Origin of the sequence: Sphingomonas floccifaciens (genome assembly GCF_042681125.1) — a bacterium.
Lineage (GTDB): Bacteria > Pseudomonadota > Alphaproteobacteria > Sphingomonadales > Sphingomonadaceae > Sphingomonas > Sphingomonas floccifaciens.
Genome location: NZ_JBHUFC010000003.1, coordinates 1,164,847 through 1,189,712, shown reverse-complemented (window position 1 = coordinate 1,189,712; position 24,866 = coordinate 1,164,847). Strand labels below are relative to the sequence as shown.

Annotated in this window: 24 protein-coding genes; 17 read left to right on the top strand and 7 right to left on the bottom strand. The window is 67.8% G+C overall.

What is annotated here, in order from left to right; all coding sequences use genetic code 11:
* Window positions 1-8: 8 nt before the first annotated feature.
* The 3 genes from ACFSC3_RS12530 to ACFSC3_RS12520 are packed head-to-tail and all read left to right on the top strand — an operon-like array spanning window position 9 to window position 3,146.
* Window positions 9-872, top strand: a complete 864-nt coding sequence (locus tag ACFSC3_RS12530) for a SurA N-terminal domain-containing protein (protein WP_380940775.1) — start codon at window positions 9-11, stop codon at window positions 870-872.
* A gap of 31 nt (window positions 873-903) precedes the next feature.
* A complete protein-coding gene (locus ACFSC3_RS12525) occupies window positions 904-1,992 on the top strand; it encodes a glycosyltransferase family 4 protein (protein WP_380940774.1) in 1,089 nt (362 codons plus the stop codon).
* Window positions 1,989-3,146 (top strand): glycosyltransferase family 2 protein, encoded by a 1,158-nt coding sequence (locus tag ACFSC3_RS12520; protein WP_380940773.1) that lies wholly within the window; start codon window positions 1,989-1,991, stop codon window positions 3,144-3,146. The genes ACFSC3_RS12525 and ACFSC3_RS12520 overlap by 4 nt, the downstream gene beginning before the upstream one ends.
* Window positions 3,147-3,277: 131 nt before the next feature.
* On the opposite strand, the gene queE is transcribed toward ACFSC3_RS12520, so the two are convergent.
* The 4 genes from queE to recF form a co-directional block, all read right to left on the bottom strand.
* Window positions 3,278-3,910, bottom strand: coding sequence for a 7-carboxy-7-deazaguanine synthase (gene queE / locus ACFSC3_RS12515; protein WP_380940772.1), 633 nt, complete (start codon window positions 3,908-3,910; stop codon window positions 3,278-3,280).
* Window positions 3,911-3,920: 10 nt separating this feature from the next.
* Complete coding sequence (gene queC / locus ACFSC3_RS12510; protein ID WP_380940771.1) at window positions 3,921-4,610, bottom strand: 7-cyano-7-deazaguanine synthase QueC; 690 nt, start codon at window positions 4,608-4,610, stop codon at window positions 3,921-3,923.
* Between the two features lie 162 nt (window positions 4,611-4,772).
* Complete coding sequence (locus tag ACFSC3_RS12505) at window positions 4,773-6,116, bottom strand: methyl-accepting chemotaxis protein (protein WP_417774579.1); 1,344 nt, start codon at window positions 6,114-6,116, stop codon at window positions 4,773-4,775.
* A gap of 74 nt (window positions 6,117-6,190) precedes the next feature.
* Window positions 6,191-7,249 (bottom strand): DNA replication/repair protein RecF, encoded by a 1,059-nt coding sequence (recF, locus tag ACFSC3_RS12500; RefSeq protein WP_380940769.1) that lies wholly within the window; start codon window positions 7,247-7,249, stop codon window positions 6,191-6,193.
* 208 nt (window positions 7,250-7,457) lie between these two features.
* Here recF and ACFSC3_RS12495 point away from each other — a divergent pair, with 208 nt between their 5' ends.
* Window positions 7,458-7,916 (top strand): hypothetical protein, encoded by a 459-nt coding sequence (locus tag ACFSC3_RS12495; RefSeq protein WP_380940768.1) that lies wholly within the window; start codon window positions 7,458-7,460, stop codon window positions 7,914-7,916.
* Between the two features lie 278 nt (window positions 7,917-8,194).
* Here the strand turns inward: ACFSC3_RS12495 and ACFSC3_RS12490 are convergent, their stop codons facing one another.
* Window positions 8,195-8,992 (bottom strand): Coq4 family protein, encoded by a 798-nt coding sequence (locus tag ACFSC3_RS12490; protein ID WP_380940767.1) that lies wholly within the window; start codon window positions 8,990-8,992, stop codon window positions 8,195-8,197.
* 129 nt (window positions 8,993-9,121) lie between these two features.
* On the opposite strand from ACFSC3_RS12490, the gene ACFSC3_RS12485 reads away from it, so the two are divergent.
* Window positions 9,122-9,475: a hypothetical protein gene (locus ACFSC3_RS12485; protein WP_380940766.1), complete on the top strand. Its 354-nt coding sequence runs from the start codon at window positions 9,122-9,124 to the stop codon at window positions 9,473-9,475.
* A 443-nt stretch (window positions 9,476-9,918) separates the two neighbouring features.
* On the opposite strand, the gene dnaN is transcribed toward ACFSC3_RS12485, so the two are convergent.
* Window positions 9,919-11,034 (bottom strand): DNA polymerase III subunit beta, encoded by a 1,116-nt coding sequence (gene dnaN, locus ACFSC3_RS12480; protein ID WP_380940765.1) that lies wholly within the window; start codon window positions 11,032-11,034, stop codon window positions 9,919-9,921.
* Between the two features lie 197 nt (window positions 11,035-11,231).
* Between dnaN and ACFSC3_RS12475 the strand changes: the two genes are divergently transcribed.
* The 3 genes from ACFSC3_RS12475 to rlmN all read left to right on the top strand — a co-directional run bounded on the left by ACFSC3_RS12475 (window position 11,232) and on the right by rlmN (window position 13,735).
* Window positions 11,232-11,885 carry a histidine phosphatase family protein gene (locus tag ACFSC3_RS12475; protein ID WP_380940764.1) on the top strand — a complete coding sequence of 218 codons (654 nt, stop codon included), beginning with the start codon at window positions 11,232-11,234 and terminating at the stop codon, window positions 11,883-11,885.
* Window positions 11,882-12,349, top strand: coding sequence for a hypothetical protein (locus ACFSC3_RS12470; RefSeq protein ID WP_380940763.1), 468 nt, complete (start codon window positions 11,882-11,884; stop codon window positions 12,347-12,349). Before ACFSC3_RS12475 ends, ACFSC3_RS12470 begins: the two co-directional genes overlap by 4 nt.
* 177 nt (window positions 12,350-12,526) lie before the next feature.
* Window positions 12,527-13,735 (top strand): dual-specificity RNA methyltransferase RlmN, encoded by a 1,209-nt coding sequence (gene rlmN / locus ACFSC3_RS12465; RefSeq protein WP_380940762.1) that lies wholly within the window; start codon window positions 12,527-12,529, stop codon window positions 13,733-13,735.
* 40 nt (window positions 13,736-13,775) lie between these two features.
* On the opposite strand, the gene ACFSC3_RS12460 is transcribed toward rlmN, so the two are convergent.
* Window positions 13,776-14,252: a YrhB domain-containing protein gene (locus ACFSC3_RS12460; protein WP_380940761.1), complete on the bottom strand. Its 477-nt coding sequence runs from the start codon at window positions 14,250-14,252 to the stop codon at window positions 13,776-13,778.
* A gap of 94 nt (window positions 14,253-14,346) precedes the next feature.
* On the opposite strand from ACFSC3_RS12460, the gene ACFSC3_RS12455 reads away from it, so the two are divergent.
* The 9 genes from ACFSC3_RS12455 to ACFSC3_RS12415 all read left to right on the top strand — a co-directional run bounded on the left by ACFSC3_RS12455 (window position 14,347) and on the right by ACFSC3_RS12415 (window position 24,830).
* Entirely contained in the window at window positions 14,347-15,105 is a 759-nt protein-coding gene (locus ACFSC3_RS12455; protein ID WP_380940760.1) for a sulfite exporter TauE/SafE family protein, read from the top strand.
* Between the two features lie 287 nt (window positions 15,106-15,392).
* On the top strand, window positions 15,393-16,133 hold the full coding sequence (locus ACFSC3_RS12450; RefSeq protein ID WP_380940759.1) for a cytochrome b/b6 domain-containing protein: 741 nt from the start codon (window positions 15,393-15,395) through the stop codon (window positions 16,131-16,133).
* Window positions 16,130-16,876, top strand: a complete 747-nt coding sequence (locus ACFSC3_RS12445; RefSeq protein WP_380940758.1) for a molybdopterin-dependent oxidoreductase — start codon at window positions 16,130-16,132, stop codon at window positions 16,874-16,876. The genes ACFSC3_RS12450 and ACFSC3_RS12445 overlap by 4 nt, the downstream gene beginning before the upstream one ends.
* 123 nt (window positions 16,877-16,999) lie before the next feature.
* A complete protein-coding gene (locus ACFSC3_RS12440; protein ID WP_380940757.1) occupies window positions 17,000-17,845 on the top strand; it encodes an HpcH/HpaI aldolase/citrate lyase family protein in 846 nt (281 codons plus the stop codon).
* 42 nt (window positions 17,846-17,887) lie between these two features.
* Window positions 17,888-19,108 (top strand): class I SAM-dependent methyltransferase, encoded by a 1,221-nt coding sequence (locus ACFSC3_RS12435; RefSeq protein ID WP_380940756.1) that lies wholly within the window; start codon window positions 17,888-17,890, stop codon window positions 19,106-19,108.
* A 19-nt stretch (window positions 19,109-19,127) separates the two neighbouring features.
* Window positions 19,128-20,429 (top strand): MATE family efflux transporter, encoded by a 1,302-nt coding sequence (locus ACFSC3_RS12430; protein ID WP_380940755.1) that lies wholly within the window; start codon window positions 19,128-19,130, stop codon window positions 20,427-20,429.
* Between the two features lie 18 nt (window positions 20,430-20,447).
* Complete coding sequence (locus ACFSC3_RS12425; RefSeq protein WP_380940754.1) at window positions 20,448-21,668, top strand: argininosuccinate synthase; 1,221 nt, start codon at window positions 20,448-20,450, stop codon at window positions 21,666-21,668.
* Window positions 21,669-21,717: 49 nt separating this feature from the next.
* Complete coding sequence (locus ACFSC3_RS12420; protein ID WP_380940753.1) at window positions 21,718-23,352, top strand: hypothetical protein; 1,635 nt, start codon at window positions 21,718-21,720, stop codon at window positions 23,350-23,352.
* Entirely contained in the window at window positions 23,349-24,830 is a 1,482-nt protein-coding gene (locus ACFSC3_RS12415) for a hypothetical protein (RefSeq protein WP_380940752.1), read from the top strand. The genes ACFSC3_RS12420 and ACFSC3_RS12415 overlap by 4 nt, the downstream gene beginning before the upstream one ends.
* Window positions 24,831-24,866 lie beyond the last annotated feature (36 nt).

Sequence of the window (24,866 nt, the reverse complement as noted above, 5' to 3'; positions counted from 1 at the left end):
AAACGACAGTGAAGAAGTTTATTCTGCTCGCCAGCGCCGTGGCCGTGATGGCGCCGCTCGCCGCCTGCAACAAGAAGGCGGAGGGCCAGGTCGCCGCCGTCGTCAACGGCGACGAGATCACGGTGCAGGAAGTGAACGCCGAGATCGGCACCACCGAACTGCCCAAGGGCGCCGACAAGGAACTGATCCGCAAGCAGGCATTGCAGCGGATCATCGATCGCCGCCTGCTGGCGCAGGTCGCCAAGGAGGACGGCATCGACAAGAGCGCGGAATATCTGATTCGCCGCCGTACGCTCGACGACACGCTGCTGATCCAGCTGCTGGCAAAGAAGATCGGCTCGACGATCCGCATCCCGACCGCGACCAAGGTCGACGAATTCATGAAGAACCGTCCGTTCGCGTTCGGCGACCGCGCGATCCTGTCGCTCGATCGCATCCAGTTCGCGATGCCGCAGGACCCCAAGCAGCTCGACGCGCTGAAGAACGCGCACAGCATGGACCAGGTGGCGGCGGCGCTGCAGCAGCTGGGCATCAAGTTCGAGCGGGGCCAGGGCGAACTGGACACCGCGCGGATCGACCCGAACGTGCTGCAGCAGATCTACAAGCTGCCGAACGGCGAGCCCTTCATCGTGCCGGCCGGCAACGTCGTGACCGCCGCGGTCATTACCGGCCGTCGCCCGCTGCCGATGCTGGGCGACACCGCCAAGCCGGTCGCCGCCAATGCGCTGCGTGACGAGGAACTGGGCGAGGCCGTCCAGCGTCGCCTGAAGGCCGCGACCAGCACCGCCAAGATCGAGTATCAGCAGGGCTTCGCACCCCCGCCGAAGGGCGCGCCGACGCCCAAGGCGGCGGCGACGCCGGCTGCGCAGTAAGTCGCCGACCGACCGATCGACTGACATACTGATGCGGATCCTCTTCGCGCTCCCCGGCTTCCATCGGTTCGACCGGGGGGCCGAAGTCGCCCTGCTTGCCGTCGCCAACGAACTGGCGCTGGCGGGCAATGCCGTTCGCGTGATGGGCTCCGGCCCGCCACGCGACGGCGTCGCCTATGATTTCGAGCAGGTCGGGTCGATCCGACGCGAACGCTTCGAATCGCTACCGTCCATCCCCCCTTTGCGCAGCGAAGTGAATTGGGAAGACGCCACCTTCGCCGCCGCGTTGCTGAGGCGCTATCGCCCGGCGGACTATGACGCGGTCGTCACCTGTTCCTTCCCGTTCACGCACTGGGCCTTGCGACGCCCGGCCGCGCGCAAGCCGGCGCAAATCTTTGTCACGCAAAACGGCGACTGGTCGGCTTTCGCGACATCAGGCGAATATCGCACCTTTCGATGCGATGGCTTGGTCTGCACCAACCCCGATTATTTCGAGCGCAACCAGCCGCGCTGGACCTGCGCGCTGATCCCCAACGGCATCTCCGCCGCCGCCTATCAGGGCAAGGCGTCCGATCGCGCCCGCTTCGGACTGCCGCAGGATCGCCCGGTCGTGCTGATGGTCAGCGCGCTGATCGATACCAAGCGAGTGATCGACGGCATCCGGGCGGTCGGACGGCATCCTACCGCACATCTGGTCGTCGCGGGCGATGGCCCCTTGCGCGATCAAGTGAAGGCGGAGGCTGAACGCCACCTGCCCGGCCGCTTCTCGAACATCACGGTCGCCGCCCCCGACATGCCGGTACTTTATCACAGCGCCGACACCTTCCTGCACATGTCGCTGCTCGAATCCTTCGGCAACGTCTTCGTCGAGGCGATGGCTTGCGGCCTGCCGATCGTCGGCCATGACACGTCGCGGCTGCGCTGGATCGTCGGCGACGACCAGCCCTTGTGCGATACGCAGGACGACGGCGCGCTCGATGCAGCGCTGGCGACCGCCCTCGCCCGCGGCAAGGGCGCGCCCAACCCGCGCGTCGAGAATTTCTACTGGCCGACGATCGCGCGCCAGTATCAGGACTTCCTGTCCGGCATCGTCGCCGCACGCCAGGCAGGCACGCCGTGATCACCGTGCTGCTGTGGGCGGTGGCCGCGCTGATCGCGATCCCGTTCCTGATCTATACGATCGAAGTGCTGGTCGGACTGCCCGCGCCATCCGCCGGACCGCTGCCGTCCGGCGACGCCCGCGCCGCCGTGCTGATCCCCGCGCATGACGAACAGGCCGGCATCGGCCGGACCGTCGCGGCGATCGCCGCGGTCGCACCTGCGGGCACACGCATCCTGGTCGTCGCCGATAATTGCAGCGATGCGACCGCCGAGGAAGCCCGCCGTGCCGGGGCCGAGGCGATCGAGCGCCACGACCCCGTCCGCCGCGGCAAGGGCTATGCGCTCAGCTTCGGCCGCGACCACCTTTCCGCATCGCCGCCCGACGTCGTCATCGTCATCGACGCCGATTGCACGATCACCCGCGGCACCATCGAGCGCTTGGCCGCCCGCGCCCATGCGAGCGGCCAGCCGGTCCAGTGCGTCAACCTGCTCGAAGACGATCTCGCCGCGCGCCCGCTCGTCCAGATCTCAAGCTTTGCGATGCTGGTAAAGAATCTCATCCGCGCGCGCGGCGTCTATCGGCTCGGCGGGGCGACGTTGCTGACCGGGACCGGCATGGCCTTTCCGTGGAGCATCTATCGCGACGCTGCGCTGGCGACGGGCAATGTCGTCGAGGACATGGAACTCGGCATCGCGCTGACCCGCGCCGGGCACCGCGTGATGCTGGAGCCGGGCGGCCGCGTCTCCAGCCCGTCGGCGCATGTCGACGACCTGCGCGAACAGCGCCGCCGCTGGGAAATGGGCTTCATCCAGAGCGCGCGGCGTTGGGCGTTGCCGACGCTGCTGCGCGGGATCGCGGCGGGGTCGCGGGCGCAGGTCGCGCTCGGCCTGCACATGCTCGTGCCGCCGCTCGCGACGTTGTTCATGAGCGGCGCGATCGTCGTCGTCATCCTCGCGCTGGCGGCGCTGATGGGGGTCACCGCCCAGCCGGCGATCACCCTCGCCTTGCTCATCGCACTGGCCGGCGTGATGACGATCCTCGGCTGGCTGCGCGAGGGCCGCGGCACGCTGACCGGTGCGGCACTGATGAGCGTGCCGGGCTATCTGCTGTGGAAGGTGCCGATGTACCTGGGCGGCGGCCCGAAGCAGTGGGTACGCACGCGGCGGCGGTGATCTGCGCGCCACACCCCGTTCGGGCTGAGCCTGTCGAAGCCCTGCCCTTCTGTTGCGAGCGGCGCGACTGAAAGAAGGGCAGCCCTTCGACAAGCTCAGGGCGAACGGTAGGGAGACGGCGCAAGGAAGGCTTACCGCAACCCCAGCGCCTTGTGCGTCTGGAGCGACAACCGCCACTTCGGCCGCGCCATCGCGAAATCGACCGCGGCACGGACATTCTCCGCTCCCCGCGCATCGTCCATCGGCTGCACGAGGAAATGGGCGAAGTCCCACCCCTCCATCGCGTCGGGATCGCTGCCCGGCTGGGGCCAGACGAGCTTCAGTTCGTCCCCGGCCCGCTGAACGACCTCGCTCCCCGCCTTGGGGCTGATGCAGACCCAGTCGAGTCGCGGATGCGCGGGCAGTGTTCCGTTGCTCTCGATCGCGATCTCGAAGCCCGCGGCGTGCAGCGCATCGACCAGCGCGTCGTCCACCTGCAACATCGGCTCGCCACCGGTCAGGACGACGAAGCGGCGGTCGCGCCCCTCGCCCCAATGCCCCGCGACTTCGGCCACGAGCAGATCGGCGGTCGCGAACTTGCCGCCGCCCACCCCATCGGTGCCGACGAAATCGGTGTCGCAGAATTTGCACACTGCCGCCGCCCGGTCCTGCTCGCGCCCCGACCATAGGTTGCAGCCGGCAAAGCGCACGAATACCGCGCGCCGCCCCGCATTCACGCCCTCGCCCTGGAGCGTGAGGAACATTTCCTTGACCGCGTAGGTCACGCGACTCTCCTTACGGACGGACCGCATAGGCTGTGGGATCGGGCCGCCCGGCGTCCTCGAATCCCTTCGAGCGTAACCGGCAGCTGTCGCACAGTCCGCAGTGCAGGCCGCCCGGCGCGGGATCGTAGCAGGACCAGCTGATCCCGGCGTCGAGCCCCAGCCGCGCCGCCTCGACCACGATCTCCGCCTTGGTCATGTGTTGGAGCGGCGCACGGATGCGGAACGGCGCGCCTTCGACACCCGCCTTGGTCGCGAGTTCGGCGAGTTGCTCGAACGCGGCGATGAATTCCGGGCGGCAATCGGGATAGCCCGAATAGTCGAGCGCATTGACCCCGATATACAGGTCGCGCGCGCCGATCGCCTCGGCCCAGCCGAGCGCGAGGCTGAGAAAGATAGTGTTGCGCGCCGGGACATAGGTGACCGGGATCCCCTCGCCCACGCCGTCCTTCGGCACCGCGATGTCGTCGGTCAGCGCGGAGCCGCCGAATGCCGACAGGTCGAGCGGCAGGACGACGTGACGTTCGGCGCCCAGCGCGATCGCGACGCGGCGTGCAGCGGCGAGTTCGATCTGGTGGCGCTGGTTATAGTCGATCGACAAGGCGACCAGACGGTGCCCGTCTTCGCGCGCGCGCGCTGCGGAAACCATCGAATCGAGCCCGCCCGATACGAGCGCGACCGCCACGGATGCTGAAGCTGTCATGATCCGGCGCGGCTACGCGCTTCGACGCCGAAGTGCAACGTGCGCGCAAAGAAAGGGCCGCCACACGGGCGGCCCAGGGTCTTTTCAGCTAGGGAGCTGCGTGCCGAAACAGACACAGTCCCGTCTTAGTTGATAATGGTTAAGCCATGCTGAACGGCTGGCTTAGGCGGCGACCTTCGTCACGAATTCCCCGGTGTTGCCGCGCAGGGCATCGAGCTGCCCTTCCAGCGCCGTGAAGCCCGATCCGACGCGATCGATGTCGGCGGCGACAGTTTCGGTATCCTCGCGGATCGCTGCGATCGTCGCCGACATCGAATCGGCGGCAAGAGCGGTTTCGTCGACCGAGGCGGTAATCGCGGTGACGGTCGTCGCCTGTGCCTCCATCGCGTGGCGAATGCGGTTGGCCGAATCCTGCACCTCGACGACGGTCGCCTTGATGCTGGCATTGGTTTCGACGGTCATGCGCGTGGCGGACTGGATCGCGGCGATCTTCGCGGCGATGTCGTCGGTCGCGCGCGCGGTCTGGTTGGCGAGGCTCTTCACCTCCTGCGCGACCACCGCGAAGCCGCGCCCGGCGTCGCCGGCGCGCGCCGCCTCGATCGTGGCGTTGAGCGCCAGCAGGTTGGTCTGTCCGGCGATGTCGCGGATCAGGCCCAGGATCGATTCGATCGACTTGGCGTGATCGCTGAGCGCCTCGCTCATGCCCACCGCCTCGCTCGCCTGGCCGCTGGCGCGGGTGGCGACTTCGGCCGCGGTCTCGACCTCCAGCCGGGCATCCTCGATCGCACGGATCAGGCCGGCGGCAGTCTGTGCCGCTTCGCGCATCGCGACTGCCGACTGCTCGGCCGCCGCTGCGACTTCGCTGGTCTTGCCCAGCATCCCGCGCGCCGCGAGCGAGGTCGACCCCGCCTGGTCGCGCAGCGAGCCGCCGGTCTGCGACACCTGTTCGACGGTCGCGGCGATCTTCTCGCGGAAATCGGTCGCCAGGCGATCGCGCACCGACCGCTCCTCGTTCACCTGCAACATGCGATAGATGGAGCCGGTAATATCGCCCTCCAGGCTGGTCAGGCGCATCAGCGCGTCGATCATGCCCGTCAGCGCAGGGTCGCCCGGCTCCGCCTTGCGCAACACGATCTCCAGCGCGACGCGGTCGCTGGCGCAGATCATCGATCGCAGCGCGGTCGGATGGACGCCCGCGGCATAGGCCGCCGACACCGATCGCTCGATCGATTCGATCCAGCCGCGGCTGGAAGTGTGCAGGAAGCGTTCGCGCAGGAACGCCGACCCCAGGTCGATCATCTTGCGCGTTTCATGCGGCGCCCAGTCGCGCTGGTCGCCGAAATGTGTCAGCCACTGGCGCCAATAGGCCTCGGCCACGGTATCGACCTCGGGCTCGATGATCGTCCAGACGGCGCGGCTGGCCTCCGCCATCGCCGTATCGAACCCGAACACGCGCAGGCGCTGGTCGAGATCGATGCTGGCGGCGAGGCTGCCGGACTGCGGGATCGTTTCGGTCACGTCGGTCTCCATCACGGGCGCTGAAGGCCCGGGTGTTCGCCGACATCGTTACCGTGCGAAGGTTAAACGCCGGTTATTTGGCCACCATCGACATGCAGTCGCACCGCATCCCCCGGCAGTGCTGCGAACAACGCCGACTCGGTCCCCGTCATCCACACCTGCCCCACCCCCGACAGCGCATCGAACAGGGCGGCGCGGCGCTGCGGATCGAGGTGCGCGGCAACCTCGTCGAGCAGCAGCACCGGCGGTCGCCCGGTCCGCTCGGCGACCAGCGCGGCATGGGCCAGCACGATGCCAAACAGCAACGCCTTCTGCTCGCCGGTCGAGCTGATCGCAGCCGGCTGCCCCTTGTCGCGGTGGGTGACGATCAGGTCGCTGCGATGCGGGCCGACCAGCGTACGGGCCGCAGCGGCATCGCGGCGGCGGCCCTCCGCCAGGAGACGGGACAGCCCGTCCTCCTCCCCGCCGTCGATCGACAGGCCGGCGCGCGCAAAGCCGCCCGGCGCCTCGGCCAGCCGCTCGTTCAGCGCGTCCACGGTCATCCGGCGCGCCGTCGCGATCGCGGCGCCATGCTCGACCATCGCCGCCTCCAGCGCGGTCAGCCAGTTCGGGTCGGCCGGTGCCTCGTCGGCCAGCAGGCGGTTGCGCTGGCGCATCGCCGCCTCATAGCGGGCGGAGTGATGCGCGTGCGCCGGTGCCAGCGCCAGCACCAGCCGGTCGAGGAAGCGTCGCCGTTCCGACGCGGGCTCGACGAACAGCCGATCCATCGCCGGGGTCAGCCACAGGATGCTGATCCGCTCCGCCAGCGCGTTCGCAGTCGCGGTCGCGCCGTTGATGCGCACGATCCGTCGCTCGGGCGCCGACGCCAGCGTCCCCGTCGCGATCTCGTCCCCGTCGACCAACGTCGCCGCGACCCCGAAGCCGCCCCCGCCATCGACCCGCGCGATCGCCGACAGCGCCGCACGCCGCAGACCCCGGCCGGGCGCGAGCAGTGACACCGCCTCCAGCACGTTGGTCTTCCCCGCGCCATTGTCGCCGGCCAGCACGACGAAGCCCGGCGACACAGGCAGGGTCGTCGCGGCATGGTTGCGATAGTCGGTGAGGACGAGGCGGGAGAGCATGGACCGTCCATCCTTAGGGAAGGATCGGTCGGACCGGTATCCCAATGTGCTCCGGCGCCGGCAATCTAAGTCCCCACGCCCGCCAACGCTCCGGTCCTCGCCGGAACCCGGCACCGTGTCCTATCGAAAGAATCGAGCGCCGGCTCACTCTGGAACCACGGACAGCATCTTCCCATCTGTTACGTCTGAGGAACGACTGAGGACAGACATGCTCGATATTATCGTCGCGATGCTGCTGACATGGGCAGCGTTGGCGCTGGCCGGCGAGACGCCGGCGGGGCGGCTGATGCGCGGGCTGCTGGTGGACCGCCCGGCGGCGCGTCTGTCGCGAATTACGCGCGGTCATGTGACGCTCGCGGTGCTGATGTTCGGCGGGACCGGTCTGCTCGTGGCTGTGCTCGGCCACGAAGCCGCGCGCGTCCTGGCGATGGGCCTGCCGGAGTTCGCCGGATGGGTGACGATGTTCGAGGTGACCGCCTATCTCGACGCCGCGGTCGCGGTCATCACGGCCGTATCGGTAACGCGGGTCGCCGGCATCAAGGCATGGCTGCGCACCCTGCCCCTCCCCGGCCGCGCGCGGACGCGGGCACCGCGGCGACAGCGGACGGCTCAGGCGATGCGCAAACCCGCCAACGACGACGAACCGGGATGGGCGCTGGCGGCGTAGCCCGACCAATTATCCTCCCCTGCAAGGGGAGGTGGCGGCGCGTAGCGCTGACGGAGGGGTATCACCCTATCCGGAAAGCTGGACACCCCTCCGCCGCGCTGACGCGCGCCACCTCCCCTTACAAGGGAGGATTGGACATCCGCAGCCCCCCCCGTTCGTGCTGAGCTTGTCGAAGCACCGTTCTTTGAGCCGCGAGCGATAAGCGGGCGTATCGAAGAACGGTGCTTCGACAAGCTCAGCACGAACGGAGGGTGAGCCCGACTAATCGCGCGACGTCCTCAAATCGCCTGCACGCCCTTCGCCGCCAGCATCGCCTGCGCCTTGTGGTACCGCACCGGCTCCGCGATCCCCAGCCGCCGCCGCGCCGCCTCCAGCGGTTCGGCGAGCAGTGTCACATAATCCTCGCCCGACAGCCACTTCGCGCGCTTGCCGTGCCGATAACCTTCCAGAACCGCGCGCAGGACGGCGGTGGACTTCGTCGTCGACAGGCTTTTCAGTGCCCCCATCCCGGCGATCGCGGCCCAGCCGAGCCCGCCCGTCTGCGCATAGGAAAAGGCGACCAGGCACAGCTCGCCCAGATGCTCCTCCGCGGTATAGCCGGTCAGCGTGTGCCAGATGTCGTGCATGTCGCGCTCGCGCCGGCCGAACCAGGTATAGGGGTGTTCGACCACCACCGCGTCCGGATCGTAATCGGTCACGCTGATATCGGCGAGGCCGGCGGCCGAGAAGCCGGTGCGATCGAGGAACGCGCGATAGGCCGCGCCGACCGTGCCGTCGGGGAGCGAATCGAGCCAGGCACGGTCGCTGAACTTCTCGGCCAGCTCGACGCGCTCATAGGCGATCCGGCCCCCGTCGCGCGTACCGATCAGCTTGCGATAGCCCTTCTGGCTGGCATCCGCGTTCAGCGCGCGCATGATGCGGAACACCTGCACCGTGTCGTCGCCGTTCGCCATCAGCTTACGCAGCGCACGCCACGCCGAGCGCCAGTCGCGCTTCAGCGGCTTGCCGGGATTATAGGGCGCCACGTTCGCCGATGTGCGGGCCTGTCCGGGATATTCGATCGCTTTGGAAGCCATGACGCATCCTTACTTACAACAATGTCAGTATGGGGGATATATTGCGGCGAATCAAGATGGCTGTCGGTGCGGGAACGCAGCGTCGCGCTACGCCGTTAACGGGGAAAGCATGACAAGGAGTTATTCCCGATGGTTGCCGATCCCCGCCCGACATCGCCGATCCCCAGCGCGCACACGTTCGGACTGCTGACGCTCGGCGCGGCACTGGCGGGCGGCGGCGCCTATCTGGCCCGGCGGATGATGAAGAGCGGTGCGGCCAAACAGGCATTCGCCGGAAACGCCGAGCATCCCGCCCCCGATCTGGCGCTCGACAAACCCCATCCCGGCCCCACCGACCGCGCACCGGACGCCTTCCGCCCCGATCCGACCGCACCGGTACCCGACAGCGAACGCGAAGGGCTGCGTCCGGCGACCGGACCGGCGCCGACATTGGTGGCCGGGCAGCCGGAAGAATCGCGCCAACCGGGCGCAGCGGAGGGGTGAGGCCGCCGCCTACCCCTTTGGGCTCTCGCGTAAGTTGGAGCGAGGTAAGAGCGGCCCCACCGTCGTCCCCGCGAAGACGGGGATCAATTCCGCTGAACGACATGGGGCTCAGTCCTTGCAGCGACTCAGGACTCTCACATCCCGGGATGTCTGCAAAAAGCATCCGCGTTAGGGCCAACCCGTCGGTGTTCCCGCGCAGGCGGGAACCCAGGGTCAAGTAATACGACGGCTTGAGTCGCCCGTAGCCCTGGGCTCCCGCCTGCGCGGGAGCAACGACGGGGCTTTCGCAGCGATTCGCTTTTGCGGGAGTGACGGTCGCAAGGTCAGGAACCATCGCGAGAATAAATCTCGTGAGCCTACCCTTGCTAAGGCCGGGGTCGGTCGCTGCTCAAGCGGCGCCGGCCGATAGGCTTTGCTTTTCGGCCTGGCTCGCCCCCCCCCCCTCAGACCCGCATCGGCATCAGCACGTACAGCGCCGGCGACTTGTCGTTCTCACGGATCAGCGTCGGCGCCGCTGCGTCATTCAGGTGGACCTCCACCGTATCGCCCTGGATCTGGTTCAGGATATCCAGCAGATAGCGGCTGTTGAAGCCGATCTCGAACGGCATCGACGCATAGTCGCCGGGCACTTCCTCGATCGCCGCGCCGTTTTCCGGGCTCGTGACCGACAGCGTGATCTTGTCGCGGTCGAGCGCCATCTTGACCGCACGGGTCTTTTCGCTGGCGATGGTCGAGACGCGGTCGACGCCCTCTTCGAAGCTGCGCGGGTCGAGCTTCAGCAGCTTGTCGTTCGCGGTCGGGATGACGCGCGAATAATCGGGGAAGGTGCCGTCGATCAGCTTGCTGGTCAGGATCGCCTGGCCGAGATCGAAGCGGATCTTGCTGCCCGACAGCGACACGCCGACCGATCCGTCGACCTCATCGAGCAGCTTGCGCAGTTCGGCGACGCATTTGCGCGGCACGATCACGTCCGGCATCGCCTCCGCCCCCTCGGGACGGGCGACGGTCACGCGTGCCAGACGGTGGCCATCGGTCGCCGCCGCCTTCAGCACCGGCTGGCCGTTATCGTCGGCGACGTGCAGGAAGATGCCGTTCAGATAATAGCGCGTCTCTTCGGTCGAGATCGCGAAGCGCGTCTTGTCGATGATCTGCTTGAGCGTTTCCGCCGGCAGTTCGAACGTCGTCGGCAGCTCCCCTTCGGCAATCACCGGGAAATCGTCGCGCGGCAGCGTCGGCAGCGACGAATTATAGCGGCCGGCGCGGATTTGCAGGCGCCCCTCGGCAGCGGACAGCTCGACCTGCGAGCCTTCGGGCAGCTTGCGGGCGATGTCGAACAGCGTGTGCGCGCTGACCGTCGTCGTGCCGGGCTGGTCGACCGCGGCCGGCACCGTCTCGTCGACCTGAAGGTCGAGGTCGGTCGCCATCAGCCGGATCGCGCCCTCGCCGGTCGCATCGATCAGCACGTTCGACAGGATGGGAATGGTGTTGCGCCGCTCGACCACCGACTGGACGTGGCTGAGGCCCTTCAACAGGGTCGCGCGTTCGATCGTCGCCTTCATGCCTTCAAAACCCCCGGAACGCCCCCCGTAACGACTCGCGCGCGGCCGCCGGTGGCAAATCTGCCGTTATGCTTTCTACCCCGAAACCAGTCGGGAGCAAGCGCCCGTTCCCTCTCGGACAGAGGGGATTACCGGATGGTAAACCCGCGTCTAAGACCTGTGGACAAGTCGCGCGCAGGCCGTCAATCGTTCCGCCCATGACTCCACGACGCACCCGCGCCGGCCGCGATTTCGTGGCGCGGCATGGCGAGACGGTCTACAATCACGCCGGCCGGATGCAGGGCGATCACCCGCACACGCCGCTGACCCGCGCCGGATTCGCCCAGGCGGACGCGATGGGCGCAGCGCTGCGCGACCTGCTCGGCCCTTCACCGAAGTTGACCCTGTGGTGCTCTCCGGCCGGCCGCGCGCTCCAGACGCTGGCGGTGATCGCCGAGCATCTGGAACTCGACTGGCACGAGACGCGCACCGACCCCCGGCTGGTCGAGATCGGCATGGGGTCGTGGAGCGGTCGCTACTACCGCGACCTCATCCCGCAGGTCGGCGACTTCGTCGACCGCGACCAGGGCCTCTACACCCGCCCGCCGGAGGGTGGCGAATGGTATGATGCGATCGCGATGCGCGTATCGGGGTGGCTCGACGACACCGACGACGACCCGAGCGACCGCCTCGTCATCATGCACGGCATGTCGAGCCGCGTGCTGCGCGGCGTGATGACGGGGCAGGACGTCCTCCCCGGCTTCGACGCCCCCATCGCTCCCGCCCTGCCGCAGGGCTCGATCGCGCTGATCGAGGGTGGACGGGAAACCGTCGTCCACCGCGGCACCGGCGCGCACGAGACGCCGACATGAGCCTATTCTTCGCACTTCTCGCGCAGGCGGCGCTGCCGGGGCGGCAGGAGATCGGCATCTACGCCGGCTGGGGCGCTTTCCGCGACGCCGCGCCCGCGCGCTGCTTCGCCATCGCCGAACCGCTCGGCCGGCCCCGCCCGACCCGCCCCTTCGCCAGCATCGCGACCTGGCCCGGTGCGGGCCTGCGCCATCAGCTTCACGTCCACCTCAGCCGCCCCCGCGCCGACGGGGCCAAGGTGACGCTGTCGATCGGCCAGCGCCGCTTCGACCTGCTCGCCGGCCCGACTGACGCCTGGTCCCCCGACGCCGCGACCGACACCGCCATCGTCGCCGCGATGCGCGGCGGGCGCAGCATGAGCGTCGAAACCCGTGGCCGCAATCGCCGGCCGATCGTCGACGTCTATGCCCTGCAAGGCGCCGCGACCGCGATCGACGCGGCGGCGGTGGGATGTGCGCGTCGCTAAACTTCCACCGTTCGTGCTGAGCTTGTCGAAGCACTGCCCTTCTCTTCGTGCCGACAAGCTCGCGGCACGAAGAAGGACAGCCCGTCGACAAGCTCAGAGCGAACGGTTGAAGGTCAGTCGGAACACCATCCTCCGCGCGAGGTAGAAAAACCCCGCCCGATCGGCTATATGGCGCGGATGCATTCAGCCTCGGCCGCCCCCATGTCCATTCCCGGGCATATCGACCCCGTGCCCGTCCCTCGCCCGCTTCCGATGCGCAGCGATGGGCGGATCGACCTGCTCGGCCTGTCGCGCGACGACCTGCGCATGGCGCTGGAAACGGCGCAATTGGAGCCGAAACAAGCCAAGCTGCGTGCCAAGCAGCTGTGGCACTGGATGTACAACCGCGGCGTCACCGATTTCGAGCTGATGACCGACATCTCGAAGCAGCTGCGCCCGTGGCTGGCACAGCGCTTCGTCATCTCGCGGCCCGAAGTCGTCACCGCCCAGGTCAGCAGTGACGGCACGCGCAAGTGGCTGCTCCGCTCCGACGACGGGCAGGATTACGAGGCGGTGTTCATCCCCGACGCCGACCGCGGGACGCTCTGCGTATCGAGCCAGGTCGGCTGCACGCTCAATTGCCGTTTCTGCCACACCGGCACGATGCGACTGGTCCGCAACCTGACCCCGGCGGAGATCGTCGGTCAGGTGATGCTCGCCCGCGATGCGCTGGGCGAATGGCCGAGCCAGCCCGAAGGCCGCATGCTCACCAACATCGTGATGATGGGCATGGGCGAGCCGCTGTATAATTTCGACAACGTCCGCGATGCGCTGAAGCTGGTGATGGACGGCGACGGCCTGGCGCTCAGCAAGCGCCGCATCACCCTGTCGACCAGCGGCGTCGTGCCGCTGATGGCGCGGGCGGGCGACGAGATCGGCGTCAACCTCGCCGTCTCGCTGCATGCGGTGACGAAGGACGTCCGCGACGAACTCGTGCCGCTCAACAAGAAATACGGCATCGAGCAGCTGCTACAGGCCTGCGCCGATTATCCGGGCGCCAACAACGCGCGCCGCATCACGTTCGAATATGTGATGATCAAGGACAAGAACGACAGCGACGAAGAGGCGCATGAACTCGTGCGCCTGTTGAAGCAGTACAAGCTGCCGGCGAAGGTCAATCTGATCCCGTTCAACCCGTGGCCCGGCTCGGATTATGAAACCTCGACGCCGGAGCGGGTGCGGTCCTTTTCAAACATCGTGTTCGAAGGCGGCATCTCGGCCCCCGTCCGCACGCCCCGCGGTCGCGACATCGATGCGGCTTGTGGACAGTTGAAGACCAGTGCCGAGCGCAAGAGCCGTGCGGAACTCGACCGGCTGGCAGAGGAAAAGCAGGCCGCGCTGGGGTGAACGTTGGACTGGTTTCACCAACTAGCGGTCGTTCCGTGTATTAACGACGGAGCATTTCCTCGGGGTCGCCATCCAATGAACCACCCTCAATGATGCGCCCATCATCCGTGATAACCACGGGCCCATGTCCGACAAGCATTTTCTCGAAAGCTCCGGTCTCCACGTAGGCACGAGACTGGTAGAAGAAAGCCCATCCAGCGCTGAGGCGGCTAGGTTCCGCAGGCAAGGCGGATAGTGGCTCGCCGACCTCCAGTTCTTTAACGCTTAAAAATGCGTCAAATGCTTCAACTGGCGATGCTCCGTTCGGTGCTAGCAAGTTGGGACGATATGCTTCCGCCACTCCCGCGTCGATAACTGCAAATGTGCGGGACTTGAGCGCTGCCATGCCTTCACTGACCGTGGTTGTGATGATTGCCGGCGGGTCTTCCTCTGCCGTCGAACGCAAAAGGGCAACAAACTGCTCGCCGTTTTCTCGCCAGCTTATTTGGTAGCTTCCATACCGTTCGTGGCTTGCCATGCCGCGACTATACCACGCCCACGCACAATGTCAGCTTCCCACCAAAATCCGCCGCAAACCTCGACACCCGCGCGGACACGGTTAGGGACAGCGCATGTCGACGATTGCCCCTTACCTCCTTCCCTTCGCCGCCGGCTGCGTGGGCGGGGCGATGAACGCGCTGGCGGGCGGGGGGACGTTCGCGACACTGCCGTCGCTCATCGCGCTGGGTTTGCCGGCGAACATCGCCAATGCGACCTCGAACGTCGCGCTGCTGCCCGGGGCGGGTGCCAGTGCTTTCGCTTATCGCACGGAACTGGGGCCGCTCGGCGGGGTCGGTTGGCGGACGCTGGCGCTCATTACCTTCATGGGCGGCCTCGCCGGCAGTGCTTTGCTGGTGATCACGCCCAGCCGCGCCTTCGACCTGATCATCCCGTGGCTGCTGCTGTTCGCCTTTCTGGTAATGCTGTTCGGCAAGGCGGCGGCGGGATGGCTGCACGCGCGGGTGACGATCGGTCCGCGGACGTTGGTCGTCGCCCAGACGTTCCTCGGGGTCTATGGCGGCTATTTCGGCGGGGGCGTCGGCCTCATCACGACGGCGGTCTATGGCCTGCTCGCCAACATCACCCCGCGTGCGATGTTCGCACCGCGCACGCTGATGCTGGCGGTGGCCAATTTCGCCGCGGCATTCGTGTTCGTCTGGTTCGGCATGGTCCGCTGGACCGCGGCGTTGCCGATGCTCGTCGGCGGCATCCTAGGCGGCTGGCTGGGCGCGGCGATCGGCAAGAGGCTTTCGCCCCGCGCCGTCCGCATCTGGACGCTGACGGTGACGGGCGCGACGACGGCGGTGTTCTTCTGGCGCGCCTATGGGTGATCAAAAAAGTCCTCCCCTGGAAGGGGAGGTGGCGCGCGTCAGCGCGACGGAGGGGTGTCCCGTTATCCGGATAGGGTGACACCCCTCCGTCTGGCCTGCGGCCAGCCACCTCCCCTTGCAGGGGAGGATTTCAGAGAAAAACCATTTTCCTACATCGCTTCGATCTGCTTCACCGGGCGTGAGGGCCGCCGCCACCAAAAGTGACAAAGGTGACGAAGGCTGACGAATAGACCGCGTTATCGCAACTTTTGGCGGAGCGCTTGGGGGGACGGGACGTTTCGGAACCGATGACCAGCGCGTCCGACATTCACGCTCCCGCAACCGGACCGGTCATCCGCCGCCACGCCCTGTCGACGCGCATATGGCATTGGGTGACGGCTATCAGCGTCATCATCCTGCTCGGCAGCGGACTGATGATCCTCAACGCGCATCCGCACCTCTATTGGGGCCGTTATGGCGCCAACTTCGATCCGGCCTGGTTCCATGTCGCCTGGATATTCGACGGCGGGCGGGTGCCCGGCTGGCTGACGATCCCGGAAAGCTACAACCTCGCGCTTGCCCGACGATGGCATCTCTTCTTCGCGCTCGTCCTCGCCTTCGCGCTGCTGGCGTTCATGATCGTCAGCCTGTTGAACCGTCACATCCAGCGCGACCTGCGGGTTCGGGCAAAGGAGCTGTCGCCGCGGGTGCTGGCGCATGACGTGCGCGAGCATGTGGCACTGCGCTTCCACGATCCCGCCGACCCGCGCGCCTACAATATCTTCCAGAAGCTGAGCTATGTGTTCGTCATCTTCGTCGCCCTGCCGGGGCTGATCCTGACCGGGCTCGCCATGTCGCCGGGGATGGACGCGGCGTGGCCGTGGCTGCTCGATATCTTCGGCGGCCGCCAGTCGGCGCGGTCGATCCATTTCCTGTTCGCGACCGCGATCGGCCTGTTCGTCATCGTCCACCTCGCCCTCGTCATCCTGGCGGGTGTGTGGAACGAGGTGCGGTCGATGATCACCGGCAACTGGCGGGTGCCGGAATGATCCTGACCCGCAGACAGGCGCTGGTCACCGCCGCGGGCGGGCTGCTCGCCGGCTGCGACCGCGTGGCGTCGAGCGATATCGGCCAGCGCGTGCTGTCCTCGGCGGAGGACGGCCATCGCATCCTCCAGCGTGGGCTGACCGACCGTACCGCGCTGGCACCCGAATTCCGCGCCGACCAGCGGTCGCCCTTCTTCCGTCCCAACGGCACGCGCAATCCGAACACGCCCGATTACAACGCATCCGCCGCCAACCGCTTCGCCGACTGGCGAGTGCGGATCGACGGGCTGGTCCGGCGCCCGCTCGACCTGTCGCTCGCCGACCTGCGGGCGATGCCGGCGCGGACCCAGATCACCCGCCACGATTGTGTCGAGGGCTGGAGCGCGATCGGCAAATGGACCGGTCCGCGGCTCAAGCCCATCCTGGAATTCGCCGGCCTGCGCGATGATGCCCGCTACCTCGTCTTCCACTGCGCCGATGTGCTGGGCGGGCGGCCCTATTATGAATCGATCGACCTGATCGACGCCTTCCATCCGCAGACGATCCTGGCGTGGATGCTCAACGACCGCCTGCTCGGCGTGCCCAACGGCGCCCCCGTCCGCCTGCGCGTCGAGCGGCAGTTGGGCTACAAACATGCGAAATATGTTCAGCGCATCGAAGCGGTGGCGTCGCTCGACGGGGTGTTCGGCGGCAAGGGCGGCTATTGGGAGGACGTCGCGGGGTACGAATGGTATGCGGGGATTTAGCGCGCATTCGGTCGTTCCCGCGAAGGCGGGAATAAATTCTGGCTGAACATTGTGAGACTCACCGCCCTAAGCGACTATTGATCCCCGCCTTCGCGGGGAAGACGACGTAGGAAAATCGACCCAATGCGCCTCCGCTCGCTCCTCTTCGTCCCCGGCGACCGGCCCGACCGGATGGAAAAGGCTCTGGCAAGCGGCGCCGACGCGCTGATCCTCGACCTGGAGGACGCGGTCGCCCCGACTGCCAAGGACACCGCCCGCCGCGCCGTCGCCGACTTTCTCAGCCAGACCGACCGCGCGGTTGCGCTGTTCGTCCGCATCAATCCGCTCGACAGCGGCCTAGCGGACATGGACCTCGACGCCGTCGCCCCCGCCCGTCCCGACGGCTGGGTGCTGCCCAAGGCGGAGGGGAGCGCATCGGTGCTAGACCTCGACGCCCGTCTCGCGGACCGCGGCGACCGCACCGCACCGATCCTCCCCATCGCCACCGAGACCCCGCGCGCGATCTTCCACCTCGGCACCTATGCCGACGCCCCGGCGCGTCTCGCCGGCCTGACCTGGGGCGCGGAGGACCTGCCCGCGGCGATCGGTGCCGAGAGCAGCCGCGAGGACGATGGCAGCTATACCGCGCCCTATCACATGGCCCGCGCGCTCACTCTGTTCGGCGCCGCCGCGGCCGGCGTCGCTCCGATCGAAACCGTCTATCCCGCCTTCCGCGACACTGCCGGGCTGGAGGCCTATGCCCGCCGCGGCGCGCGCGACGGTTTCACGGGCATGATGGCGATCCACCCAGCGCAGGTTCCGATCATCAACGCCGCCTTCACACCGACAGCGGAAGCGATCGCGAAGGCACAGGCGATCGTCGACGCCTTCGCCGCCCATCCGGGCGCCGGCGCGCTCAGCGTCGACGGCCGCATGGTCGACGCGCCGCACCTGCGACAGGCGCACGCCCTGCTCGCTCGCGCCTCGTAAACGGGGTTTCCTGGCGCGGATCGATACGATAGCGCACCAACCATGGCCCTCATCGACGCATTCTTCGCCCGCGCCTTCAAACGCGGTGAACTGACCGTCATTCACCCCGACGGCAGCACCCGAACCTTCGGGACGCCCGATCCCGATTTCCCGCCCGTCACCATCCGTCTGGCGAAGGGCGTGGCGCTCCAGATCCTGCGCGATCCCGCGACCGGCGCGGCGGAGGCGTTCATGGACGGTGGCCTGAGCATCGAGCAGGGCGACATTCGCGGCCTGCTGGCGATGGCGACGGCCAGCAATCTTTGGGAGCGCGGCAGCCCGGCGCTGGCGGGCACCGCGCTCGGCCGCGGGCTGGCGAGCCTGCGCTTCCGTCTGGCCCGCGCCAACATGGCGCGGCGGGCGAAGCGCAACGTCGCGCATCACTATGATCTGTCCGACCGGTTGTACGACCTGTTCCTCGACGCCGACCGCCAATATTCCTGCGCCTATTTCACCGATCCCGCCAACAGCCTCGAACAGGCGCAGGCCGACAAGAAGGCGCATATCGTCGCCAAGCTCGCGATCCGGCCCGGTATGCGCGTGCTCGACATCGGCTGCGGCTGGGGCGGCATGGCGCTCTATATCCACGCCAAGACCGGCGCCGACGTCACCGGCATCACACTGAGCGAGGAACAGCTGAAGGTCGCCCGCCGCCGCGCCGAAGAGGCCGGGGTCGCCGACCATGTCCGCTTCGAGCTGATCGACTATCGCAACATGTCCGGCCGGTTCGACCGGATCGTGTCGGTCGGCATGTTCGAGCATGTCGGGACAAAGCATTATCGCAGCTTCTTCGCCAAATGTCGCGAGTTGCTGACCGACGACGGCGTGATGCTGATGCACACCATCGGCCGCGCCGGCGGCCCCGGTGTCACCGACACCTTCACGTCGAAATATATCTTCCCCGGCGGCTATATCCCGGCGCTGAGTGAGATCGCACAGGGCTATGAGGGCCTGCGCCTGTTCTGCACCGACGTGGAAGTGCTGCGGCTCCACTATGCCCTGACGCTCGACGCTTGGTACGACCGTACCGTTGCGGCGAAGGACGCGATCGTCGCGCTGTACGACGAACGCTTCTACCGGATGTGGACCTATTATCTCGCCGGATCGATGGTCAGCTTCCGCTATGGCGGACTGGTCAACTATCAATTCCAGTTCGCCCGCGATCGCCACGCCCTGCCGCTCACGCGAGATTATATCGGCGAGGCGGAGGCGGCGCTTCGGTAGCGCTCTGTTCCTACTGCCGATGTCGCCTACCCCGCCCCTCACCCGCCGCGCGATCTTCGCCCAGGCCTGGCCGATCATGCTCGGTCAGGCGACGGTGCCGCTGGTCGGCATCGTCGACACCGCCGTCATCGGACGAACCGGCGACGCCGCGGCGCTGGCCGGCGTCGCGCTGGGCGGGACGATCGTCAGCTTCCTATTCTGGAGCTTCGGCTTCCTGCGCATGGGCATGACCGGCCTGACCGCGCAGGCGAGCGGCCGAGGCGATACGGACGAGGTATCGGCGCTGCTGGCGCGCGGGCTGGCGATCGGGGCGGGCATGGGCGCGGCGCTTACGCTACTTCAGGTGGCGCTGATCCCCGCCGCCTTCGCGATCTTCGCAGGCGGTCCCGCGATCGACACGGCGGCCCGCGCCTATGTTTCCGCCCGCTTCTTTGGCGCCCCCGCGGCGCTGGCGGTGTTTGCGATCAACGGTTGGCTGCTGGGTTTGGGGCGGACGCGGGCGGCGCTGGCGCTGCAGGTCTGGATGAACCTCGTCAACATCGCCGCTTGCGCCCTTCTGGTCTGGCATCTGGGGCTCGGCGCGCGCGGCGTCGGGCTGGGCACCGCGATCGCCGAATGGAGCGCCTTGCTCGTCGGATTGGCGATCGTCGCGCCGCAACTACGCGGGATCGGCTGGGCGCGCGTGGCCGATCGCGCCGCGCTGGCCCGGCTGTTCGCGGTCAACGCCGACATCATGATCCGCACCGTTGCGCTGCTAACCCTGCTCGCCTGGTTCGCCAATGCAGGCGCACGGCTGGGCGCCGAGACGCTGGCCGCCAACCAGATCCTGATGCAGGCGGTCGCGCTCGTTGCCTTCGTGCTCGACGGCTTCGCCTTCACAGCAGAGGCGCGGGTCGGCCATGCGATCGGCGCCGAATCGCGCGCACAGATGCTGCGTGCGATCCGGCTGACGGGCGAGTTCTCGCTTGGCGCCGCGATCCTGTTCGCGGTACTTATCGCGTTCGGCGGGGCCACGGCGATCCCGGTCATGACGACCAATCCGGCCGTCCAGGCGCAGGCGCTCGCGCTGCTGCCCTTCGTCATCGTCCTGCCGGTCATCGGCATGCCGGCGTGGCTGCTCGACGGCATCTTCATCGGCGCGACCGAAGGACGGAGCTTGCGCAACGCCGCCATCTTGGCGACCGCACTCTACATCGCGACCGACCTGGCCTTGCGCGGGCACGGCGACACCGGCGTCTGGATCGCGCTGACGCTCAGCTACGTCTATCGCGCCGGCGCGCTCGGGGCTTACGTACCGCGGCTGTTGCGACGCCTCGCCTAGGGTCCTAAAGGGCCGGCCATGACCGACTCCTCCATCAAGCGTGTCGTGCTGGCCTATTCGGGCGGCCTCGACACCTCCGTCATCCTCAAGTGGCTCCAGACCGAGTATAATTGCGAGGTCGTGACCTTCACCGCCGACCTCGGCCAGGGTGAAGAGCTGGAGCCTGCGCGGCGCAAGGCGGAGATGGCGGGCGTGAAGCCGGAGCACATCTTCATCGACGACCTGCGCGAGGAATTCGTGAAGGATTACGTCTTCCCGATGATGCGCGCCAATGCGCTGTACGAGGGGCTCTACCTGCTCGGCACCTCGATCGCCCGGCCGCTGATCGCGAAGCGCCAGATCGAGATCGCAAAACTCGTCAATGCCGACGCCGTCAGCCATGGCGCGACCGGCAAGGGCAACGACCAGGTCCGCTTCGAACTCGGCTATTACGCGCTGGCGCCCGACATCAAGGTCATCGCGCCGTGGCGCGAATGGGACCTGACCAGCCGCACCAAGCTGATCGAATTCGCCGAGGCGCACCAGATTCCGGTCAGCAAGGACAAGCGCGGCGAAGCCCCCTTCTCGACCGACGCAAACCTGCTGCACACCTCGTCCGAGGGCAAGGTGCTAGAGGATCCGTGGGACGAGGTTCCCGACTATGTCTACTCGCGCACCGTCAACCCGGAGGACGCGCCCGATCAGCCGGAGACGATCACGATCGATTTCGAACGCGGCGACGGCGTCGCGCTGAACGGCCAGGCGATGAGCCCGGCGACGCTGCTGGCGGCGCTGAACGAGCTCGGCCGCAAGCACGGCATCGGTCGCCTCGACCTGGTCGAGAACCGCTTCGTCGGTATGAAGAGCCGCGGCATGTACGAGACGCCGGGCGGCACCATCTATCACCTCGCCCACCGCGGCATCGAACAGATCACGCTCGACCGCGGCGCCGCGCACCTGAAGGACGAACTGGCGCCGCGCTATGCCGAGCTGGTCTACAACGGCTTCTGGTTCTCGCCGGAGCGCGAGATGCTGCAGGCCGCGGTCGACTATAGCCAGGAAAAGGTCGCCGGCACCGTCCGCCTGAAGCTCTACAAGGGCAACGTCATCATCACCGGCCGCAAGTCGCCGCATTCGCTCTACAGCGAGAAGGTCGTGACGTTCGAGGATGACCAGGGCGCCTATGACCAGCGCGATGCGGCGGGCTTCATCAAGCTCAACGCGCTGCGCCTGCGCCTGCTGGGGCGGCGGGACCGCTGATCGTCGCGAATTGAGAGGGTATTAACCATCGCGCCCTAGCACGGGCGCGATGGTTGCCCGCCTGCGCCCCCTTCTGCCGCTGATCGCGGTGACGATGCTGCTCGGCATCGCCTGGACGCTGGCGGACTGGCAACGGCTGTCCCGGGTGATGCTGCCCGACACCGACGACGCGATGCGGTTGCAGCAGATTCGCGACTGGATCGCCGGCCAGGGCTTCGCCGACGTGTCGCAGCATCGGCTGGCCGGTGGCCTCGCGATGCATTGGTCGCGGATCGGCGATGTCGTTCCCGCCGCCGTTATCCTGCTGGTGCGGCCGTTCACCGGCACTACCGCGGCGGAGATCGCCGCAGTCGTCCTCTGGCCGCTCGTCCAGTTCGCCGCCCTGCTGGTACTCATACGCGACCTCACCCAACGATTGGCCCCGTCGGCCGGCATGACCGCTGCGGTTCTGATCGCGCTCGCCTATCCGGCGTCCAGCCTGTTCCTGCCCGGCCGGATCGACCACCATGCGCTGCAATTGCTGCTGGTGCTGGTCCAGTTGCGCGCGCTGCTGGCGGCACCGGGCTATGCATCCGGCGCGGTGATCGGCGGCGCGGTTGCGATGGGGGCCGCGATCGGACTGGAAACCCTGCCCTTCGCGATCGTGACGAGCGGGATCGTCGTCGTCGAACGCCTGCGGGGCGACGGCAGGCGGCAGGCCGGCTTCGGGCTGGCGCTGGCCGGCGGGCTGGTCGTGCTGCTGCCGATGACCGGAACCGGCGGCGTCTGCGACACGGTTCAGCCGCTCCTGCCCTATGCCGCGGCCGGCGGACTGGCGCTGGCGGCGCTCGCCCGTATCGATCGCCATCGGCTGGCGCTTTTGCTGGTCGCAGGCGGCGCGCTCGTGCTCCTGGCGTGGCCAGTGGCGACCGCATGCCTATCCGGCCCTTATGGCACGGTCGATCCGCTCGTCGCGCGGCTGTGGCTGGCGCGGGTCGGGGAGGCGCAGCCGCTGCTCTCGGCATCTCCGGCGATCGCGATCGGCTATGCCGGGCTGATGATCGCGGGTCTGATCGCGACATTGCTTCATATCCGGCGGGGCGGCCGTGGCTGGTGGCTGCTGCTTGCCTATCAGGCGACCGCATTCGCGATCACGCTGTTCCAGTTGCGCGGTGCCTATGTTGGTGCGGCGCTGGCGGTGGTGCCGATCGCCGCATGGCTCGCCGAGGCGCGTGCACATGGGCGGACCGCCGTCGTCCTTTCACTGTGGATCGCCGGCGCGGGGATCGGCTATCCGCTCGCCGCCGGGTTTGCCGCCCCCAAGGTCGCGTTGGCGGCCACCGGGATCGACTGTAGCGACGCCGGGATGATCGACCGCCTCGCCGCCCTGCCGCCGGGACGTGTGATGACAGGGATCGACGCGGGCAGCTACATCCTGGCCGGCACCGCCCATTCGGTGATCGCGGCCCCCTATCATCGCAACAACGCCGGCAATGCGGCGATGTACCGCTTCTTCCTCGGCTCCCCTTCGGAAGCGGAGCGGATCGCGCGGCGCTGGAATGTCCGCTACGTCGCGCTGTGCCCCGGCATGTTCGGCGGCATGCGTCCGCCGGCCGGCTCGATCGGCGCGGGCGCGGTGCCGTCATGGCTCCACCCGCTCGATCGGTCGCGCACGCTGTTCCGGGTCAAGGTCCCACAGGGTTGACCGCAACGCGCCGCGATCTCGGCTGGCTGTTGGCGGCGATGGCGGCGGTGACGCTCCCGCTGCTCTGGCCGGCGATCCCACCGCTCAACGACCTGCCGGGGCACATCGGCCGCTATCACATCGCCGCGACGATCGCGCGGTCGCCCGATCTTGAGCGTGCTTGGGAATACCACTGGTCGCTAATCGGCAATCTGGGCGTCGATCTGCCGGTCATCGCGCTCGCGCCGTTGCTGGGCGTCGAGCATGCAGCGAAGCTGATCGTGATGCTGATCCCGGCGGGCTTCGTCGCCGGACTGTGGGCGATCGGGCGCAGTCGCGGGCGGGCGACGCCGCCGCTCGTGGGGTTCGCCTGCGCATTGGCGTATAATCACGCGTTCACGCTCGGCTTTGTTAACTTCGCACTGTCGACGGCGCTCGCCTTTCTGGCGCTGGCGGGCTGGATCGCGCTCGATCGCCGCCCGTTGCTCCGCGGCGCGATCTTCCTGCCCGTTTCGTGGCTGCTCTGGATCGCGCACAGCTCGGGCTGGGGCATGTTCGGGCTGATGGCCTGGGCCAGCGCAGTCATGCTGGCACGGGAGCGCGACGCCGGCTGGCGCGCTGCCGTGCTGAGCGCGACGATTGCGTGCCTGCCGCTGGCGACGCCTGTCGTCACGATGATCGGCGTCGACGGGCCGCCACTGGACGCCTTCTGGGTTTGGCCGACGAAGGCCAGCGCCGTCGCGTCGCTGCTGCGCGACCGGTGGAGGTGGTTCGACGTCGCCAGCGCCGCGGTCATCGTCATGCTGATCTGGACGGCGCTGCGTCGGCGTGACTGGCGGATCGATCCGGTCGTCGCCGCGCCCGGCGGGGTGTTACTGCTGGCGTTCCTCCTCCTGCCGCATGGTGCAATCGGCGGCGCCTATATCGACATGCGCCTGCTCGCCCCCGCCTGCGCGCTCCTGCTGTGCGCGGTGTGGATTCGGCCGCGACGCACAGCGCAGCGTCTCGCCACCGCCGGGGCCGCCTTCCTCGCCATCCGCATGATCGCGACGACAGTGAGTTACCTGAGCGTGGCCGGCGTCTGGACTGAGACCGAGGCGGCGATCGCCGCCATGCCGCGGGCCGCGCGCGTGCTGGTGCTGGTCGCCGAGCCCTGTTCGTCCGACTGGCGCTCGGACCGGCTGGGGCACCTTGGCGGCCTGGCTGTCGCGCGACGCGACGTCTTCCAGAACGGGGCCTGGGCGATCGCCGGCCAGCAATCGCTGCGTATTCGGTCACCCGCTGACCCCGTCTATCGCACCGACCCCTCGCAGCTCGTCTATCCGGCCGACTGCGAATATATCACCACCGATCGCGACCGTGCGCTGACCGGGTTCGACCGGCGTTATTTCGATCATGTCTGGCTGATCGGGCTGCACGGCCCGGTGCCGAGCGATCTGCGCGTGATATTCCGCAACCCGCGATCGACGCTGTACGAAGTCCGCAGTGAGACGCGCTGACCCGGCTTGCCGCAACCGCCGTCTGCCCGTTATGGA